Genomic DNA, 17,391 nt, shown 5'->3' on the forward strand with positions numbered 1-17,391 from the left:
GGCCCCGCGCCTTCAGGCGGCGGTCGCCACCTGCCCCGCCGTCAGCGGCCGGTGCGGGGCGATGATCTGCCCGTCCGGCAGCAGCTCACCGGTGTCCTCGAAGAGCAGGACGCCGTTGCACAGCAGGCTCCAGCCCTGCTCCGGGTGGTGTGCCGTCAGTCGGGCCGCCTCACGGTCGGCGGAGTCGGCGGTAGGACAGGCGGGCTGGTGCTGGCACATGGGTGGGTTCTCTCGCTGCGTCGTAGTGGATGTCCTGCGGCTCTTCGCGCTCATCGCCGCCCCCGTAGGTCGGTTCGGTCCGGTCCCAGTCTTGCCCCATGGACGGTCTTCCGCAGGTATTTCGCGGCAGCTCGTCCTTTCCTGGGAAGACGCATCACCCGCAGGGGCGGTTCAGGTCAACTGCACCGTCCCTTCGGGTGGTTCGGGGTGGTCCCAGCGGGCTAGTCCGTCCGGGAGGGGTGTTCGGACGAGGCGTTCGACGCGGTGGCCTCGGACAGCGGTGCGCCCCGTGACCCGGACGGGTCACGGGGCGGTGGTGCGCGGGGGGTGGATCAGGCGGGCGCCGCCGAGCCCAGGAGGGGCGGCGGCGCGAGACGCATCCGGAGGACGGGCAGGAGATCGGCGGCCTGGTACGTGTGGTGGGCCGCGATCCCCGGCGGCGCGGGGGCGAGCGGCACCATCAGGTCGGCCGCGCCCGGGGTGGTCGACGCGCCGTCGTCCCCGGGGTCGGCGTGCAGCCAGAGGGTCTGCATGTACAGCTCGGGCACCGAGAGCAGCCTCGGCTGGTACGCGGCGGGCAGCGCCTCCGCCTGGAGCAGCGCCCGCTCGGTGGCGACGACGTACGGCCCCTCGAAGAAGTGCGAGAAGGACCAGCCGTCGGGGGTGAGCATGGTGTCCGCGGCGGCGATGGCGCGGCCTCCGCTCCTGATCAGGAAACGCCAGCCGGTGAGCCGGGTGCCGGGCACGTGCCCCGGTGTCGCGGCGACGCCCAGGACGTGGACGGGCAGGGGGAGTTCGGGGCTCAGTGGTCCCTGCGCTGCCCGCAGGGCGGGCGTTCGCGCCTCGCGGACGGCGGTCGGCGAGCCGAGGGCCGCGAGGACACTGCGGAGGGCCGGCGCGGGGGCCGGGGAGGTTCGGAGCATGGTGGGTCGCCTCTCGCTCAGGAGACACGGTGACGCGTGGGCAGGTACGACGGCGCTGTCGGCGGCGGGGCCGGAGGTGGGGCCGTAAGGGGCCGTGGCCGGGCGCCAACACTCTGCCTCGTCCGCGGAGTTTATACGACACGTGTTCACACAGTGTTTCCGCTAGACGTCGCCGATATTCCTGGCAAGGCGTCATCGAGCCGTAAAGCACGGGGCGTAGAAGCGGAATCGTACGGGTCGCACCGTTCCCACCTGCGTATTCCTCGTGCAGTCGGACGGCTGAATTCCGACCCAGGTTTCCCGGGCAATAGGACATTGGTATATGTCGATTGTCCTTGCCTTCGGGGTGTGCCGGTGGGGTACCGCATCAAGCCTATCCTCCGACAGCCCTCTTCCGCAGGCGTTGTGGATCAGCGGGGTGGGCATCATCGTCCGTGACGCGCGGCCGTCATGACGGCTGCCCACTCGCGGAGGGACGCTTCGATGGGGGAGAAGGTCGCGGCCGACGGGTTCGGCCCGTCCGACCGGCAGCAGTACCGGAGAAAGCTCCAGCAGTGTCTGGCGGGGCTCGCGAGACTCCTGGCGGAGAAGCGGTTCGACCGTCCGCGCAATCTCATGGGCGTGGAGATCGAACTCAATCTCGCAGGCCCCGACGGACTGCCTCGCATGCTCAACGGGCCGGTGCTCGAAAAGATCGCCAGCCCCGATTTCCAGACGGAACTCGGAATGTTCAATCTCGAAGTGAACATCGAGCCGCACCAGCTTGGCGGGCGGGTATTCGACCGGCTCGCGGAGGAGATCGGCACCGGGATCGGATATGCCGACCGCAAGGCCGCGGAACTCGACGCGGGCGTCGTCATGATCGGCATACTGCCGACGCTCACCCAGGACGATCTGGTCTTCGAGAACCTGTCGGCCGTCGACCGCTACACGCTGCTCAACGACCAGATCATCGCCGCGCGGGGCGAGGACATCACCCTCGACATCCACGGCGTCGAACGCCTCCTGTGCACCTCGGACTCGATCGTGCCCGAGGCGGCCTGCACGTCGGTCCAGCTTCATCTCCAGGTCACGCCCGCGCGCTTCGCCGCCGTGTGGAACGCCTCGCAGGCGGTGGCGGGCGTCCAGATCGCGCTCGGCGCCAACGCGCCCTTCGTCTTCGGCCACGAACTGTGGCGGGAGTCGAGGCCGCCGCTCTTCCAGCAGGCCACCGACACCCGCCCGCCCGAGCTGCAGTCCCAGGGCGTCCGGCCGCGCACCTGGTTCGGGGAGCGGTGGGTCGACTCGGTGTACGACCTCTTCGAGGAGAACCTCCGCTACTTCCCCGCGCTGCTGCCCATCTGCGACGAGGAGGACCCGCTGCTCGTCCTCGACGAGGGCGGGGTGCCGCGCCTCCAGGAACTCGTCCTGCACAACGGCACGGTCTACCGCTGGAACCGGCCCGTGTACGGCTGGGTCGACGGCGTCCCGCACCTGCGCGTCGAGAACCGGGTGCTGCCGGCCGGGCCGACCGTCACCGACGTCATCGCCAACGCGGCCTTCTACTACGGGCTCGTGCGCTCGCTCGCCGACGACCCCAGGCCGATCTGGAAACGGATGACCTTCGAGGACGCCGAGGCCAACTTCGACACCGCCTGCCGGCACGGCATCGAGGCGGAGCTGCGCTGGCCCCGCTCGGGCCGCACCGGCGGCATCGCGACGGTCCCCGCGGTCCGGCTGGTCCTCGACGAGCTGCTGCCGCTCGCCGCGGCCGGGCTCGACGCCTGGCACATCGAGCCCGCCGACCGGGACTTCTACCTCGGGGTGATCGAACAGCGCTGTCTGCGGCGGGTGAACGGTGCCTCCTGGCAGGCCGACACCTTCCACCTGGCGCTGGATTCGGGCCTCGACCGCGCGGCGGCGCTCGCCGCGACCACCCGCCGCTACCGGACCCTCATGCACGCGGGCGAGCCGGTCCACACCTGGCCGGTGGGGATCGACTGACCTCGCTTCCCGGCGGCGCGGGCAGGGGCGGCGGCCGATCATGACACAGTGGTCGGGCCGCGGCAGCGGCGTGCGTCCGCGACCGGGAAGTGGAGACAGGTGTGGTGTCGGAGCAACGAGTGAGTGATGCCGCCCTGCCCCCCGAGGGCCTGCCGCGCGGGGTGCTGCGCTCCGAGACGCTCATCGTCCTGGCGCTCTCGCTCGGTGCGAGCGCGGTGTCGTCGCTCATCAGCTTCATCGGCTCGGTCACCAGGTCCGGGCCGCTGAAGGAGCAGGCGGCGTCGCTCAACGGCTCGTACGCGCTGGGCCGGCCGTGGCTCGACCTGTCCTGGCAGCTCTTCGGCATCGCCTCGGCCCTCGTGCCGGTCGTCCTGGTCGCCCATCTGCTGCTGCGGGAGGGTTCGGGGATGCGGGCCATCGGTTTCGACCGGAGCCGGCCGTGGCCGGACCTCGGGCGCGGGACGCTGGTCGCGGCGGGCATCGGGAGTGCGGGACTCGCCTTCTACCTGGTGGCGCAGGCGACCGGGTTCAACCTGACCGTGGTCCCCGAGTCGCTGCCCGACGTGTGGTGGAAGTACCCGGTACTGATCCTCTCGGCGATCCAGAACTCCGTCCTGGAGGAGGTCATCGTCGTCGGCTATCTGCTCCGCAGGCTGGGCCAGTTGGGGTGGACGCCGATGGCCGCCCTGGTGGCGAGTGCGGTGCTGCGCGGCTCGTACCACCTCTACCAGGGGATCGGCGGCTTCGTCGGCAACGTGGTGATGGGCGTGGTCTTCGTCCTGCTGTACCGGCGCTGGGGCCGGGTCGGGCCGCTCGTCGTGGCGCACTCCCTCCTCGACATCGTGGCCTTCGTCGGATACGGGCTGCTCGCGGGCAAGGTGGGGTGGCTGCCGACGGTGTGACGCGGTATGGGCGAGGGGCTGTACGGGAATTTCCGTACGGCCCCTCGTTCGTGTGCCGGTGGTCGAGGCCGTCAGGCGTGCAGCTCGCCCTCGATGACCGTCACCGCGTGGCCGTTCAGCAGAGTCCGCTCGCCGCGCAGGCGCGTGCGGACGAGACCCGTACGGGCGCCGCCCTGGAATCCGACGAGGTCGTCGCGGCCGAACCGGGCCGACCAGTAGGGGGCGAGTGCCGTGTGGGCGCTGCCCGTCACCGGGTCCTCGTCGATGCCGACGGCGGGGAAGAAGCCGCGGGAGACGAAGTCGTAGCCCCGCTCGGGGTGTTCGGCGGCGGCGGTCACGATGACGCCGCGCGAGGAGAGACTCTTCAGGGCGGCGAAGTCCGGGGCGAGCGCACGCACGGTGTACTCGTCGTCCAGCTCGACGACGAGGTCGCCGATGTGGGCGGCCGTGTCGTGGACGGCGAGGACGTCGGCGCCGAGCGCCTTCTCCAGGCCTTCGGGAACGGCGACCGGGGTGAGGGACGAGGTCGGGAAGTCCATCGTGATCGTGCCGTCGGTCTCCGCGGTGGCGGTGAGGACGCCGCAGCGGGCGGCGAAGCGGACGGTGCCGCTCGCCGTGCCCGTGGAGTGCAGGACGTGCGCCGTGGCGAGCGTGGCGTGGCCGCACATGTCGACCTCGGTGGTCGGGGTGAGCCAGCGCAGCGCCCAGTCCGCCTCGCCGCCGGCCGGCAGCGGGTGGGCGAAGGCCGTCTCGGAGAGGTTGACCTCCGCCGCGAGCTTCTGGAGCCACGCGTCGTCCGGGAAGGAGTCGAGGAGCACGACCCCGGCCGGGTTGCCGGAGAAGGGCTGGTCGGTGAAGGCGTCGACGATTCGGATGCGCATGGCGCCGTACGTTACCGGCCGCGGACTTAGGCGGACCAAGGCCAATCGGGAGGCACTGGACCGGGCCGACGAGCCGTGACCGCCTGCCCCGATAGGTCGGCATGCTTGCTCGGTGAACAGTTCCGATATATCGTTGAGCCATCGCGACCGTTCAAAGATGTAATCCCGATGGAAGGAGCGTTGCGATGCGTTCACATGGACACGAGTACGGAAACGGACACGGAGCCGGCCGTGGAGGCTGTGGCCCCGGCCCTCGTGGTGACTTCGAGGGGCGGCGTGCCGCGTTCGGTCCTTTCGGGCCGGGTTTCGGCGGCGGGCCCTTCGGTGGCGGACCCTTCGGTGGTCGCGGCCACGGTGGGGGCCGGGGAAGGGCGCGGCGGGGTGACGTGCGCGCCTCGATCCTGGCGCTCCTGAAGGACCGCCCGATGCACGGCTACGAGATGATCCGCGAGATCGGCGAGCGGAGCGACGGGGCCTGGAAGCCCAGCCCCGGCTCGGTCTACCCGACGCTCCAGATGCTGGAGGACGAGGGGCTGATCACCAGCGCGAGCGAGGGCGGCAAGAAGCTCTTCACGCTCACCGACACCGGACGCGCCGAGGCCGAGAACGGACCCGACGCCCCCTGGGAGGAGGCCGGGCGCGGGGTCGACTGGGAGGCGCTGAACGAGGTGCGTCAGGCCGGTTTCGGTCTGATGGAGGCCTTCGGGCAGGTCTGGAAGAGCGGCACCCCCGAGCAGCGGCAGAAGGCGGTCGCCGTGATCGGCGAGGCCCGCAAGAAGCTGTACCTGATCCTGGCCGACGAGGGCTGAGCCTGGCCGACGAGGACTGAGCCTGGTCGGCGGCGACCGGGCCGTGTCGGCCGGTACCTGATGCGCAGAGAGGGCCCCGCGGCTGCCGCGGGGCCCTCGTCCGCGCATGCGTCAGGTGACCAGGTCCGAGAGCTTGCGCAGGGACTCGGTCAGCGCCGCCGTCGCCGAGTCCTTCAGTTTGCCCGCCATCAGGGAGACGGCCGCTCCGGTGAACCCGCCGTCGATCCGTACGGTCGTCGCCTCCCCGTCCGGCGCCAGCGAGTAGCGCGTCGTGACGACGACGCCCATCGGGCCCTTGCCCTTGATGGCGAGGGCCCGCTCGGACTCCAGTTCCTCGACGGTCCAGAGCACCTCGGCGGGGAAGCCCATCAGCTTCATGTTCTCGGTGAAGGTGGCGCCCGCCTCCAGGGCCTCCGGGCCGCCGTTCGGGAAGCTGGTGTGGGTGGCGTTCCACTCGCCGTACGAGGGGAAGTCCGTGAGCCGCGCCCAGACCTTCCCGGTCGGCGCCTCGATCCGTGCCTCCGCGCTGACTTCGGCCATGAGACCACCCCTTCACGCGTGCCCACTGGTTCCGGTGTCGCGGAACGTAGCCGGGCGGCCGTGAACATTCAATACTGATGAACCGTCAGTTCTGCGGCGGTCGGTCCCGCGCCGTCCCCGATCCACCAGATCTCGGCCGCGTCGAAGCTGTCGGAGGCCCGCGGCGCCCCGTCCTCCTCGTGGCAGTGGAACGCGGCCCAGAACAGATCGGCCGGCAGCGCCTCCCGGGGCGCGTACACCCGGTAGACGTACTGCCGCCCGTCGAGCGCGAGCAGAGCCACCATCCAGAACACGACCGGAGGACGTACGGGGAAGGGGCTTCGGTTGCGTGAGGGGCGCACAGCAAGGCGGCGCGCGCCCCGCGGGCGCAACGCGCGTGATCTCATCCGTAAGGAGGAGGAACCGTGCGCGCGTGCCCAACTCCGGTGGGATGCGGACATGCTTCTCCCTGGCGATGTTCCGGCCGCCGGGGCCTGATGAGGTGGGATAGTGCACCGTCCCGTCCCGATTCCCCAGCCGTACCGACAGCCCGTCGCCCCGCGCGCGGAACTCGCGCACCTCCTCACGCCGTCCCTTATGACGGTGCTGACGGGCGCGCGCCGCAGAGCCCTCCGGGACGGGGACCGTCAGATCGACACCGCCCACCTCCTCCACTCGCTCATCGAGTCCGATCCCGAGACCGCCGCCGCCTTCGAAGGCGGCCGTCAGCTCGCCCGCGTCCTCGGCTACCTCGCCCAGCGGTCCATCGGGTACGGCCTGCGCTGGCAGCGTTCGGTGGAGGACTCGGGCGCCGGGCGCCTGCTGCCGGCCGTGCACGGGGCGCCGCCGCCGGACGCCAGGGGCTCCGGCTTGTCACCGGCCGCCTCCGCCGCCCTGGAGGAGGCCTTCCGGCGGGCCGCGGAGCGCGGCGACGCCCAGGTCCGCGGCGTCGACCTGCTGGCCATCATGGCCGCCGACCCCGAGAGCCGGGCCGTCGAGGTGCTGCGCCGTGCGGGAGTCGATCCGGCCGCCCTCGCCGACCGCATCGCCACGATGCGGGAAGGGGTGATTCCGGAAGTCCGCGGCGAGCCGTCTCAACAGGTGTAACAGGGGTTACGCGCCTGACCGCTCCCTGCCATCATGGCCCGATGCACGCGACTCAGGGGAGAAGCGCCGGCCTGGGGATCGCCCTGGTCTCGGCCTGCGCATTCGGTGGTTCAGGAGTGGCGGCCAAGCCACTCATCGAAGCGGGACTCGACCCGCTGCACGTGGTGTGGCTCCGGGTCGCCGGCGCCGCGCTCGTCATGCTCCCGGTGGCCTGGCGCCACCGGGACCTCGTGCGCCGCAAGCCCGCACTCCTCGCGGGCTTCGGACTGCTCGCCGTCGCCGGAGTCCAGGCCTTCTACTTCGCCTCGATCTCCCGCATCCCCGTCGGTGTCGCCCTGCTCATCGAGTACCTCGCCCCCGCCCTCGTCCTCGGCTGGGTCCGCTTCGTCCAGCGCCGGCCCGTCACCCGCGCGGCGGCCCTCGGCGTCGTCCTGGCCGCGGGCGGTCTCGCCTGTGTCGTCCAGGTCTGGTCCGGGCTCACCTTCGACCTCGTCGGTCTGCTCCTGGCGCTGGCCGCCGCCTGCTGCCAGGTCGGCTACTTCGTCCTCTCCGACCAGGGTGCGGGCGAGGACGGGCAGGCCGACCCGCTCGGGGTCATCGCGTACGGGCTGCTCGTCGGCGCGCTCGTCCTCACCGTCGTCGCCCGCCCGTGGGGCATGGACTGGGCGCTTCTCGGTGGCAGCGCCGACATGGACGGCACCGACGTGCCCGCGTGGCTGCTGCTCGGCTGGATCGTGCTGATCGCCACTGTGCTCGCGTATGTCACCGGCGTCGTCTCGGTGCGCCGGCTCTCCCCGCAGGTGGCCGGTGTCGTGGCCTGTCTCGAGGCCGTCATCGCGACCGTCCTCGCCTGGATCCTGCTCGGCGAGCACCTGGCCGCGCCGCAGATCATCGGCGGCGCGGTGGTGCTGATCGGCGCCTTCATCGCCCAGTCCTCGACGCCGAAGGCGCCCGCCGCCGGGCCCGTGGCGCGTTCCGCGGCGGACGCAGACCCGGAGGGCCGGGAGGCCGAGTTGTCCTCCCGGCGGACCGCCCCCTAAGGTGCCGAACATGCATCTGACCGTTCTTCCGCCGCCCGCCGCCTAGCGCGCGCGGCGACTCTCCTCGACGAAGACCGGGCTCGGCCGGGCGACTCCTCGCCCCCGAGCGGTTCGTCGCTGCCCGCGCGCGGAGCCGAGCGACCACCTTTCCCTCCTGTCTTCCACGGAGAAGTCACGTGTCGAACTCTTCGGAATCCGCCCTGTCCGTCGGGCGGAGCCTGCTCTATCTGATCGTCGCCGGGATCGCCTGGGGCACGGCCGGCGCCGCCGCCTCACTGATCTTCCGAGTCAGCGACATGGGCCCGCTGGCCCTCTCCTTCTGGCGCTGCGTCGGCGGCCTCGTCCTGCTGCTCGGAGCGCTCGCCCTGCGGCCCCGGCGCGGTGCCGCCCCCGCGGCCCGGGAGCCGCGACGCCGCAGGACGCTCCGCATCCTCGGTACGGGGATCGGGCTGACGGTCTTCCAGAGCGCCTACTTCGCCGCCGTCGAGGCCACCGGCCTCGCCGTCGGCACCGTCGTCACCCTCGGCGCCGGCCCCGTGCTCATCGCGGTCGGCGCCCGGCTGACCATGGGCGAGCGCCTCGGCCGGGGCGGCATCGCCGCCGTCACGGGGGCACTCGCAGGGCTCCTCGTCCTCGTCCTGGGCGGCGGCGCCACGGAGGTACGGCCGCTGGGCGTCGTCCTCGCGGTCGTCTCGGCGGCCGGCTACGCGGCCATCACCCTGCTCACCCGTTGGCTCGGCAGGGACGGCGGCTGTACCGACGCCCTCTCCACCACCACCTGGGCCTTCGCCATCGGGGCGGTCGGACTGCTTCCCGCCGCGCTCGCGGAGGGCCTCGTACCGCACACGGACGCGCCGGTGACCGTGCTTCTGCTGCTCGTGTACGTGGCGGCCGTGCCGACCGCCCTCGCGTACGCGCTGTACTTCGCGGGTGCCGCGGTCGTCCGTGCCGCCACGGTCTCCGTGATCATGCTCCTGGAACCGGTGAGCGCGGCCGTGATCGCCGTCTCGCTGCTCGGCGAGCAGCTCACCGCCGCCGTCGTGCTCGGCACGCTGCTGCTGCTCACCGCCGTCACGGGCCTGGCCTGCACGGAGGCGCGTACGGCGGCGGCGGAGCGCCGGCGGGAGGCGGTCGCGGCGGTGTAGGGCGATGTGACGGTGTGACAGTGCAGCGCGATGTGGGGGGCCGGGTGGGCCGGGCGATGTCTTCGTCCGGCCCGTCCGGCCCCTCCTCCGTGCGTCTCAGAGCGCGGTCAGATAGTCCGGCACGGCGACGGCCGGGTCGAGGTCGTCCGCCGGGACCGGCGTGCCGTAGCCGCCGCGCACCGGGACCACGCCGGACCAGTGGGGGAGCGACCGGTCCTCGGGGTCGTCGTTGGGGCCGCCGGTGCGGACCTTCGCCGACACCTCGTCCAGGTCAAGCCGGATGACGGCCGTGGCGGCCAGCTCCTTGGCGTTCGCGGGGCGCGAGTCGGCGGAGCGGCCGGGGACGACGTGGTCGACGAGCGCGTCGAGAGCCGTGCGCAGCTCCTCGGGGTCGGTGACCTGGTGCGCCGTGCCGTGGACCACGACCGAGCGGTAGTTGAGGGAGTGGTGGAAGGCGGAGCGGGCGAGCACCAGGCCGTCGACGTGGGTCACGGTCAGGCAGACGGGCAGACCGGGGGACGTGACGCCGTCGCCGGTGGCGCGCAGCGGCCGGGAGCCGGTGGAGCCGTGCACGTAGAGGCGGTCGCCGACACGGGCGAAGAGCGTCGGGAGGACGACGGGCGCGCCGTCGCGGACGAAGCCGAGGTGGCAGACGTAGGCCTCGTCGAGTATCGAGTGGACCAGTGCCCTGTCGTACGAGGCGCGCTCGCGGGAGCGCGTGGGCACGGTCCGGTCGGTCGGCGTGTACGTGTCGGCGGCGGTGGTCATTGCGTACTCCATTGCACTAGTGCATACTTGTGTTTGTGCTAGGAGAGTATCGGATCGAAGGTCGTCGCGCATCGGACATCGCCGCGAGCGTGGAGCGAGGAGTCGGCACCGGCGCCTTGTCGCCCGGCCAGCTGCTGCCGCCCATGCGGGAGTTGGCGGTCGCACTCGGCGTCAACCCCAACACCGTCGCCGCCGCCTACCGCATCCTGCGCGAGCGCGGGGTCATCGAGACCGACGGGCGGCGTGGCAGCCGGGTGAGGCCGCGCCCCGCCACGACCGCGCGCGGCTCGATCCGGGTGGAGGCCCCGGAGGGGGTGCGCGACGTGAGCAACGGCAGCCCCGACCCCGCCCTGCTGCCGCCCCTCGGCGAGGCCTTCGCCGAGGCGGCGCGGCGGTACGCCGAGAAGCCCGGCATGTACGGGGAGGCCCCGCTCAACGAGGAGTTCGGGCGCCGCGCGCGCGCCGCCTTCGACGCGGACGGCGTCCCCGACGGGCCCATCGGCGTCGCGTCGGGCTCCCTCGACGCCGTCGAACGCGTGCTCGCCGTCCACCTCCGGCCGGGCGACGCCGTGGCCGTCGAGGACCCCGGCTGGGGCAGCCTCCTCGATCTGGTGCCCGCGCTCGGGCTGCGCCCCGTACCCCTCGCCGTCGACGACGAGGGACCGCTGCCGGCGGAGGTGGAGCGCGCGATCCGGCAGGACGGGGCGCGGGCGGTCATCGTCACCGACCGGGCGCAGAACCCGACCGGTGCCTGTGTGACCGAGGCGAGGGCACGGGAACTGCGGCAGGTCCTCGACCGGCATCCCGGCGTCCTGCTCATCGAGGACGACCACGGGCACGGCATCGTCGCGCAGCCGCTGCACCCGCTGGCCGGGGGAACCGACCACTGGGTGCTGGTCCGTTCGGTCGCCAAGGCCTACGGGCCCGACCTGCGCATCGCGGCCTTCACCGGTGACGCCGAGACCGTGGACCGGGTCCTCGGGCGGCAGCGGCTCGGCCCCGGCTGGGTCAGCCGGCTGCTCCAGCAGACGGTCGCGCACCTCTGGGCGACGGAGGCGGTGGACCCCGCTGTCGTCGCGCGCTCGTACGGGAGGCGGCGCGACGGACTCGTGCGGGCCCTGGCCCGGCGGGGCGTCGAGGCCCACGGGCGGGGCGGCATGAACGTCTGGGTCCCGGTTCCCGACGAGACGGGTGCGGTGGCCCGGCTTCTCGCCTCGGGCTGGGCGGTGGCGCCGGGCGCCCGCTTCCGGATGAACGCGGGGCCGGCCGTACGGCTCACCGTCTCCGGTCTCGCCGTCGCGGACGTGGAGCCGCTGGCCGACGCCGTCGCGCGGGCGGTGGGGCCGGTGGTGGCGCGGAGCTACGGGTAGGGGCCGGTGCCGGTCCGGTGGTCGGGCCGGCGTCCTCGGCGGTCAGGCCTTGGCCCCGGTCCGTTCCCGTGGTGCCGTGGTGGGGGCGGCGGCCGGTTCCCTCAGTGGCGGGTTCGTGGTGGTGCGGCGGGAGGTGCGGGTCTGGGTGAGGGCCGCGCCCGCGAGGACCACGACGGCGCCGAGCGGGGTGTTCCAGGTGATCTGCTCGTCGAGGAGCGCGACGCCCGCCGCCGTGGCGATGACCGGAACGAAGTACGTGACCATGGAGGCCGTCGTCGGGCCGACCTCCGCGACCACGCCGTACTGGAGCAGCATCGCGTACCCCGTGCCGAGCGCTCCGAGCGCGATCACCGCCAGGATCGGCATCAGCTCCACCGACTCCGGCATCGAGGTGAACAGGGGCGTGACCATGGCCAGTTGGAGGGCCGCCAGCCCCACCTGGGAACCGGCGAGCGAGAGGTTCGAGGCGCCGGTGCCGGTCAGCGTCCTGCGGACGTAGATCCAGCCGACCGCGTAGCTGAAGGAGGCGAGCAGGGCCAGCGCGGTGCCTGTCACGTCGAGTCCGGAGAACCCCTGCCACGCGCCGAGGACGGTCAGCACCCCCATGAAGCCGATGCCCAGGCCGGCGGCGCGGATCCGGGTCGGGCGGTCCTCGGACAGGGCGACGAGGGAGAGCAGCATGCCCCAGAGCGGGGTCGTCGCGTTGCAGATTCCCGCCAGGGTCGACGAGATCGTCAGCTCCGCGTACGCGAAGAGGGAGAACGGCAGCGCGTTCAGGAGGAAGGCGGCGACCGCCAGATGACCCCAGACGCGAGCGCCGCGCGGCAGCCGGTCGCGCTTCACCACGAGGGCGACCACGAGCACCGCCGTACCGAAGAAGAGCCGGCCGAAGGCGACCTGGAGCGGCGCGAAGCCCTCCGTACTCACCTTGATCAGGAGAAAGCTGAAGCCCCAGATGAGGGCCAGTACGCCGAAGCGGACGCGCCAGTCGAGCAGGCGCGAGGCGAGGGCGGCGGACGGGGAGGACGGGGAGGGCGGGGAGTGCAGGGAGGACGGCGATGGCGGCGATGCGGGGCTCATGCACTCAGGGTGACGGTCGCGATCTCGTAGAACAAGCGAGAATTCCTCGACCCCTCCCCTTAGTATCGCTTACATGTTGAACCTTGAGCGCCTGCGCACCCTCGATGCCGTCGCCCGGCACGGCTCGGTCAGCGGCGCGGCCGACGGACTCCACGTGACCACCTCGGCCGTCTCCCAGCAGCTCTCCAAGCTGGAGCGCGAGGTGGGACAGCGGCTGCTCGCCAAGCACGGCCGGGGCGTGCGGCTCACCGACGCGGGCATGCTGCTCGCCGAGCACGCCGCCCGGATCCTCTCCCAGGTCCAGCTGGCCCAGGCCGACATCGAGGCCCAGCGCGGCCAGGTGGTGGGCGAGGTGCGGGCCGCGGCCTTCCCGACGGCGGCCCGCGGCCTCTTCCCCGCCGCGCTCACCACCCTGCGCGAAGGGCATCCCGACCTCCGGGTCCGTACGGCGGAACTGGAGCCCGAGCAGGGTGTACGCGCGGTGCTGCGCGGCGACGCGGACCTCGCGATCGTCCTGGACTGGAGCAACAAGCGCGCGCCGGTCCCCGGCGGGCTCGAACGGGCCCATCTCCTCGACGACTTCGCCGACGTCGCCCTGCCCGCCGGGCATCCGCTGGCCGGGCGGGAGGCGGTGGACCTGGTGGACTTCGCCGACGAGGAGTGGGTGTCCTGGCCCGAGGGCGAGTTCTGCCACGACTGGCTGATGTTCACGCTGCGCTCGCAGGGCATCGAACCGCGCATCGGGCACCTGGCGGGAGAGCACCACACCCAGCTGGCGCTCGTCGCCGCCGGACTCGGGGTGTGCGTGACGCCCCGGCTCGGCCGTCCCGTGCCCGACGGGGTCGTCTTCGTACCCGTACGGCAGCAGATGCGGCGCCACATCCACGCCACCTGGCGCGCCGACGCGGGGCGCCGCCCTTCGGTGCGCGCGGTCGTCGCGGCGCTCCGGGCGGCGGCCGGGTCGCCGGCGGGCTGAGCAGGGGGCGGGTCGGGACGTCGCCCGTCAGAGCCCGGCGAGCTTGCGGAAGTCCCAGGAGGCGACGGCGTCCGGTGTGAGCCGCATCCAGGCGTGCCGGCCGTCGTGCGGCATCGTGTCCAGGCCGAAGTTCTTGGCCGCGAAGAGCCGTTCGGGCGCGTCGAGTTCGGGGCACGGCTCTCCGGTGCGCGGGGCCTCGCCGACGAAGGTGACCGTGCCCGACAGCTCGACGCCGCGCAGCTCGCCGTACTCCACGCCGTCGTCGACCACGACCGCGACCCTCGGGTCGGCGCGCAGTTCCGCCCAGCGACGGCTGCGCGTCAGCGAGTACAGCCACAGCGAGGAGCCGTCCCAGGCGAACCAGAGGGCGCTCACGTGCGGGCGGCCGTCGGCCGACACGGTCGCGACCCGGCAGGTGCGCTGTTCGGCGAGGAAGGAATCGAGCTCGGCCGGGGTCATCATGATCCGGCGTCCACGGCGCTGTGCGACGGTCATCGTCCGCACCCTTCTGGATTTCTGATGAGACGTCAGAAAGCATGGAGGGTCATTCGCGTGCGTGCAAGGGGAGGGGCGGCCATGGGGCAGGGACGAGAGTCGGCGGCGGGTCCGGGTGCTGGATCGGAGTGGAGGTCCAAGGAGCGGATCGGCGAGCTGATCCGGCCGGACGGCGGTGTCGTGCTCCTCACCGTCGAGTGTCAGCAGGGCGTCGTCGGTCCCGACAGCGCACTGCCCGAACTGGCCGCCGTCGCCCGCGCGTCGGGAGCCCTGCGGAACGTCGCCCGGCTCGTGGCCGCCGCGCACGGGGCGGACGTCCAGGTGATCCACGCCGTGGCGGAGCGGCGCCCCGACGGGCGGGGCGCCAACAGCAACGCCCGGCTCTTCCGGGCCGCCGCCCGGCTGCCCGTACAGCAGCACAGCGGGAGTACGGCGGTACGGATCGCCGAGCCGATCCAGGTCGCCGACGAGGACCTCGTCGTACGGCGGCTGCACGGCCTCTCGCCCCTCGCCGGTACCGACGTCGACCCGCTGCTCCGCAACCTCGGCTGCCGGACGCTGATCGTCACCGGCGTCTCCGCCAACGTGGCCGTGCCCAACGCGGTCTTCGACGCGGTGAACCTCGGCTACCGGGTGGTCGTGCCCGGGGACGCCATCGCGGGGGTGCCGGCCGACTACACGCCCGCGATGATCCGCCACACCCTCGCCCTCGTCGCCACGATCACCACCACCGACGAGATCCTGGGCTGCTGGAAGTTCCCCAGGCGTTCCGGCACCACCGGTGCGGCAGGGGGCGCCGTCAGCCGCGGCTGATCTCCTCGCCCACCACCTGGATCGGCTCCGGCGGCAGCGGCGCGGTCGCCGGGCCCGACTTCACGCTGCCGTCCGACATGTCGAAGTGGCTCTGGTGGCACGGGCAGACGATGACGCCGTCCTTGACGCTGCTCACGGCGCAGCCCGCGTGGGTGCACTTCGAGGAGAACGCCAGGAACTCGCCCGCCTTCGGCTGGGTGATCACCAGGCCCTTGTCGGCGAGGACCTTTCCGCCGCCCACCGGGATGTCGCCGGTCCGCGCGAGCGTGCCGCCGCCCTCCGGCGCCGGGCCCTCGTCGTCCGTGCCGCCACCGCCACCGCCCCCGCACGCGGTGAGCGCCGCCGCGAGGCCCGCCCCGCCCGCCGCCGCGACCACCGTCCGGCGTGCCACTCCACTCATGTGCTGCCCCTCTTCAGTCGGTCCGCTCGATGTACTCGCTGCGCTCGCACCCGACGGTACGGCTGTGACCTGTGTCCCGTTCACAGGATCGGATCTTCGGTCGCCTTACAGTTCCCAGTAGAGTGTCGGAACTTGGACATCCTTCGATGAAAGTGTCCAGCTCCGGTGGACCCGGGGCGCGATGCTGCCGGAACGGAGGGGACGCGCATGCCGGCACGATCGGTCAGTGCCCATCACGTACGGGCCGTTCTGCTGGGCGCCGAGCGCCACGGGCTCGCCACCGGGCCCCTCCTCGCCCGCGCCGGACTCACCCCCGAGCTCGTCCAGGCGGCCCACGCCCGCGTTCCCGCCGAGCAGTTCGGCGAACTCGTCAGGATGCTGTGGGCCACCCTCGACGACGAGCTCATCGGCTTCGGAGGCGCGCCCAGCAAGGTCGGGACGTTCGCGATGATGGCCCATGTCGTGGTCCACGGCAGCCGGGACCTGCGCGAGGCCCTCCTGCGCGCCCAGACGTTCTACTCCCTCTTCCCGGCAGGCCCGCGCTTCCGTCTCCTTGAACCCGTCCCCGGCGCGACCGGGCGTGACGGCGCCGACGAGGCCCGGATGGAGTTCGACGTCTCCGGATACGACGACCCCCTCCACTTCGGAGCCGAGTCCACCGTCCTCGTCGCCCACCGCTTCGCGGGTTGGCTCGTCCGGCGCCGCATCGGCCTGCGCCGGGTCGAGTTCGTCCACCCCGAGCCCCGGCACGCCCGCGAGTACACCCTCCTGTTCGGTGCGCCCTGCGTCTTCGGAGCCGCGCGGACGGCGGCCGTCTTCGACCGTACCGACCTCGACGAACCCGTCCTGCGGGACGCGGTGGCGCTCAAGGACTTCCTCCGCCGCGCCCCCGTCGACGTGCTCGTCCGCGCCGACCACGGCAGTACGGTGACCGGCCGCGTACGGCACCTGATGGCGCGCGCCCTGCCTCCCGGGCCGGTGCCGACGCCCGGGGAACTCGCCGAACGGCTCTCCGTCAGCCCGCAGACCCTGCGCAGGCAACTGGCCGCCGAGGGGACGACGTACCAGCGACTGCGCGACCAGGTGCGGCGCGACCACGCCATCGCCGAGCTGACCGGCGGCCGGGTCTCCATCGAACTGCTCTCCCGGCGGCTCGGCTTCTCCGAACCGAGCGCCTTCCACCGGGCCTTCCGGCGCTGGACCGGCGAGACGCCCCGGGCGTACCGGTCCCGCGGTCAACAACCCCGAGCGGTACGGTCACAGCGGCCGTCCGCCGCCCGTCCTACCGTCCCGCCATGACCGATAGCGACCGGTCCGGAGCCGCGCGGCCGCCGGACCCCACCCGACACCGATGAACATGCGCAGGGCGGCCGGTGCCGCCCTCGGAACCGGGTTCCTGCTCTGTCTCGTCGCCGCCGTGGCCGTGACGGCCCTCGGGGTTCGGATCGACGGAACCAGCATGGCGCCCACCCTCCACCAGGGTGACCGGATCCTCGTCGCGCCGGGCTCCGCCGGGCAGGTGGGCCGGTTCGACGTGGTGCTGCTGCGAGCCACCGGGAGGGAGACCCTCCTGGTCAAGCGGGTGATCGGCCTGCCGGGCGACCGGGTCGCCATCGTCTCCACCCCGGAGGAACCCTTTCTGGTCCTGCTCCAGAAGGGCGGTGAGGGCCCCGTCCACCGGGTGGTCGCGGGCCAGTGGGAGGCCCAGGCCCGCCGTACGGGCGCGTGCTGCGGTCCCGACGGCGCCCGGTCGGCACGGGCCGGACTGCGGGCCGTTCCCGAGGGCTCCTTCTTCTACCTGGGCGACAACCCCGACCTCTCGGACGACTCGCGGGCGTACGGCTGGGGCGACATCGCGCGGGTGGAGGGCCGGGTCGGCGTCCGCGCCTTCCCGGTCTCCGCGTCACCGGACATCGGCAACCGGCCCGTACTGGAGGAGTACAGGGGCCCCGGCCCTTAGG

At 72.7% G+C, this 17,391-nt stretch carries 20 protein-coding genes; 11 read left to right on the forward strand and 9 right to left on the reverse strand.

The window, feature by feature from the left end:
• Positions 1–12 precede the first annotated feature (12 nt).
• Both ACIA8N_RS29690 and ACIA8N_RS29695 read right to left on the reverse strand, forming a co-directional pair.
• Positions 13–219 carry a DUF5999 family protein gene (locus tag ACIA8N_RS29690; RefSeq protein ID WP_030209668.1) on the reverse strand — a complete coding sequence of 69 codons (207 nt, stop codon included), beginning with the start codon at positions 217–219 and terminating at the stop codon, positions 13–15.
• 332 nt (positions 220–551) lie between these two features.
• Positions 552–1,142, reverse strand: a complete 591-nt coding sequence (locus ACIA8N_RS29695; protein ID WP_365780901.1) for a hypothetical protein — start codon at positions 1,140–1,142, stop codon at positions 552–554.
• Between the two features lie 483 nt (positions 1,143–1,625).
• On the opposite strand from ACIA8N_RS29695, the gene ACIA8N_RS29700 reads away from it, so the two are divergent.
• Both ACIA8N_RS29700 and ACIA8N_RS29705 read left to right on the forward strand, forming a co-directional pair.
• Complete coding sequence (locus ACIA8N_RS29700) at positions 1,626–3,125, forward strand: glutamate--cysteine ligase (protein ID WP_365780900.1); 1,500 nt, start codon at positions 1,626–1,628, stop codon at positions 3,123–3,125.
• A 119-nt stretch (positions 3,126–3,244) separates the two neighbouring features.
• Positions 3,245–4,027, forward strand: coding sequence for a CPBP family intramembrane glutamic endopeptidase (locus ACIA8N_RS29705; protein ID WP_365780899.1), 783 nt, complete (start codon positions 3,245–3,247; stop codon positions 4,025–4,027).
• 71 nt (positions 4,028–4,098) lie between these two features.
• Here ACIA8N_RS29705 and ACIA8N_RS29710 read toward each other — a convergent pair whose 3' ends face one another.
• A complete protein-coding gene (locus ACIA8N_RS29710) occupies positions 4,099–4,908 on the reverse strand; it encodes a PhzF family phenazine biosynthesis protein (protein WP_365780898.1) in 810 nt (269 codons plus the stop codon).
• A gap of 386 nt (positions 4,909–5,294) precedes the next feature.
• Here ACIA8N_RS29710 and ACIA8N_RS29715 point away from each other — a divergent pair, with 386 nt between their 5' ends.
• A complete protein-coding gene (locus ACIA8N_RS29715) occupies positions 5,295–5,717 on the forward strand; it encodes a PadR family transcriptional regulator (RefSeq protein WP_365780897.1) in 423 nt (140 codons plus the stop codon).
• A gap of 111 nt (positions 5,718–5,828) precedes the next feature.
• Here the strand turns inward: ACIA8N_RS29715 and ACIA8N_RS29720 are convergent, their stop codons facing one another.
• Positions 5,829–6,257 (reverse strand): SRPBCC family protein, encoded by a 429-nt coding sequence (locus ACIA8N_RS29720; protein ID WP_365780896.1) that lies wholly within the window; start codon positions 6,255–6,257, stop codon positions 5,829–5,831.
• 68 nt (positions 6,258–6,325) lie between these two features.
• A complete protein-coding gene (locus tag ACIA8N_RS29725; RefSeq protein ID WP_037629434.1) occupies positions 6,326–6,550 on the reverse strand; it encodes a hypothetical protein in 225 nt (74 codons plus the stop codon).
• Positions 6,551–6,743: 193 nt separating this feature from the next.
• On the opposite strand from ACIA8N_RS29725, the gene ACIA8N_RS29730 reads away from it, so the two are divergent.
• The 3 genes from ACIA8N_RS29730 to ACIA8N_RS29740 all read left to right on the forward strand — a co-directional run bounded on the left by ACIA8N_RS29730 (position 6,744) and on the right by ACIA8N_RS29740 (position 9,528).
• Positions 6,744–7,343: a Clp protease N-terminal domain-containing protein gene (locus tag ACIA8N_RS29730; protein ID WP_399416836.1), complete on the forward strand. Its 600-nt coding sequence runs from the start codon at positions 6,744–6,746 to the stop codon at positions 7,341–7,343.
• A gap of 41 nt (positions 7,344–7,384) precedes the next feature.
• A complete protein-coding gene (locus ACIA8N_RS29735; RefSeq protein ID WP_365780894.1) occupies positions 7,385–8,383 on the forward strand; it encodes an EamA family transporter in 999 nt (332 codons plus the stop codon).
• A gap of 176 nt (positions 8,384–8,559) precedes the next feature.
• Positions 8,560–9,528 (forward strand): EamA family transporter, encoded by a 969-nt coding sequence (locus ACIA8N_RS29740; RefSeq protein ID WP_365780893.1) that lies wholly within the window; start codon positions 8,560–8,562, stop codon positions 9,526–9,528.
• A gap of 96 nt (positions 9,529–9,624) precedes the next feature.
• On the opposite strand, the gene ACIA8N_RS29745 is transcribed toward ACIA8N_RS29740, so the two are convergent.
• Positions 9,625–10,296 carry a pyridoxamine 5'-phosphate oxidase family protein gene (locus tag ACIA8N_RS29745; protein ID WP_365780892.1) on the reverse strand — a complete coding sequence of 224 codons (672 nt, stop codon included), beginning with the start codon at positions 10,294–10,296 and terminating at the stop codon, positions 9,625–9,627.
• Between the two features lie 35 nt (positions 10,297–10,331).
• Between ACIA8N_RS29745 and ACIA8N_RS29750 the strand changes: the two genes are divergently transcribed.
• Positions 10,332–11,666: an aminotransferase class I/II-fold pyridoxal phosphate-dependent enzyme gene (locus ACIA8N_RS29750; protein ID WP_365780891.1), complete on the forward strand. Its 1,335-nt coding sequence runs from the start codon at positions 10,332–10,334 to the stop codon at positions 11,664–11,666.
• 42 nt (positions 11,667–11,708) lie between these two features.
• Here the strand turns inward: ACIA8N_RS29750 and ACIA8N_RS29755 are convergent, their stop codons facing one another.
• A complete protein-coding gene (locus ACIA8N_RS29755) occupies positions 11,709–12,746 on the reverse strand; it encodes a DMT family transporter (RefSeq protein WP_365780890.1) in 1,038 nt (345 codons plus the stop codon).
• 73 nt (positions 12,747–12,819) lie between these two features.
• Between ACIA8N_RS29755 and ACIA8N_RS29760 the strand changes: the two genes are divergently transcribed.
• Complete coding sequence (locus tag ACIA8N_RS29760) at positions 12,820–13,722, forward strand: LysR family transcriptional regulator (protein WP_365780889.1); 903 nt, start codon at positions 12,820–12,822, stop codon at positions 13,720–13,722.
• A 27-nt stretch (positions 13,723–13,749) separates the two neighbouring features.
• Here the strand turns inward: ACIA8N_RS29760 and ACIA8N_RS29765 are convergent, their stop codons facing one another.
• The gene (locus ACIA8N_RS29765; protein ID WP_365780888.1) at positions 13,750–14,217 is read right to left on the reverse strand and encodes a pyridoxamine 5'-phosphate oxidase family protein; all 468 of its coding nucleotides are present in this window, start codon (positions 14,215–14,217) and stop codon (positions 13,750–13,752) included.
• 81 nt (positions 14,218–14,298) lie between these two features.
• On the opposite strand from ACIA8N_RS29765, the gene ACIA8N_RS29770 reads away from it, so the two are divergent.
• Positions 14,299–15,030 (forward strand): cysteine hydrolase, encoded by a 732-nt coding sequence (locus tag ACIA8N_RS29770; RefSeq protein WP_365780887.1) that lies wholly within the window; start codon positions 14,299–14,301, stop codon positions 15,028–15,030.
• Here ACIA8N_RS29770 and ACIA8N_RS29775 read toward each other — a convergent pair.
• Positions 15,017–15,430, reverse strand: a complete 414-nt coding sequence (locus ACIA8N_RS29775) for a Rieske (2Fe-2S) protein (RefSeq protein ID WP_365780886.1) — start codon at positions 15,428–15,430, stop codon at positions 15,017–15,019. The two genes, ACIA8N_RS29770 and ACIA8N_RS29775, sit on opposite strands and share 14 nt — an antisense overlap.
• 207 nt (positions 15,431–15,637) lie before the next feature.
• Between ACIA8N_RS29775 and ACIA8N_RS29780 the strand changes: the two genes are divergently transcribed.
• Together ACIA8N_RS29780 and lepB are read left to right on the forward strand one after the other, a co-directional pair.
• The gene (locus tag ACIA8N_RS29780; RefSeq protein ID WP_365780885.1) at positions 15,638–16,729 is read left to right on the forward strand and encodes an AraC family transcriptional regulator; all 1,092 of its coding nucleotides are present in this window, start codon (positions 15,638–15,640) and stop codon (positions 16,727–16,729) included.
• Between the two features lie 52 nt (positions 16,730–16,781).
• Entirely contained in the window at positions 16,782–17,390 is a 609-nt protein-coding gene (lepB, locus tag ACIA8N_RS29785) for a signal peptidase I (RefSeq protein ID WP_365780884.1), read from the forward strand.
• Position 17,391: the final 1 nt, after the last annotated feature.

Origin of the sequence: Streptomyces sp. NPDC051822 (assembly GCF_044452745.1) — a bacterium.
In the GTDB taxonomy this organism is placed as follows: Bacteria; Actinomycetota; Actinomycetes; order Streptomycetales; family Streptomycetaceae; genus Streptomyces.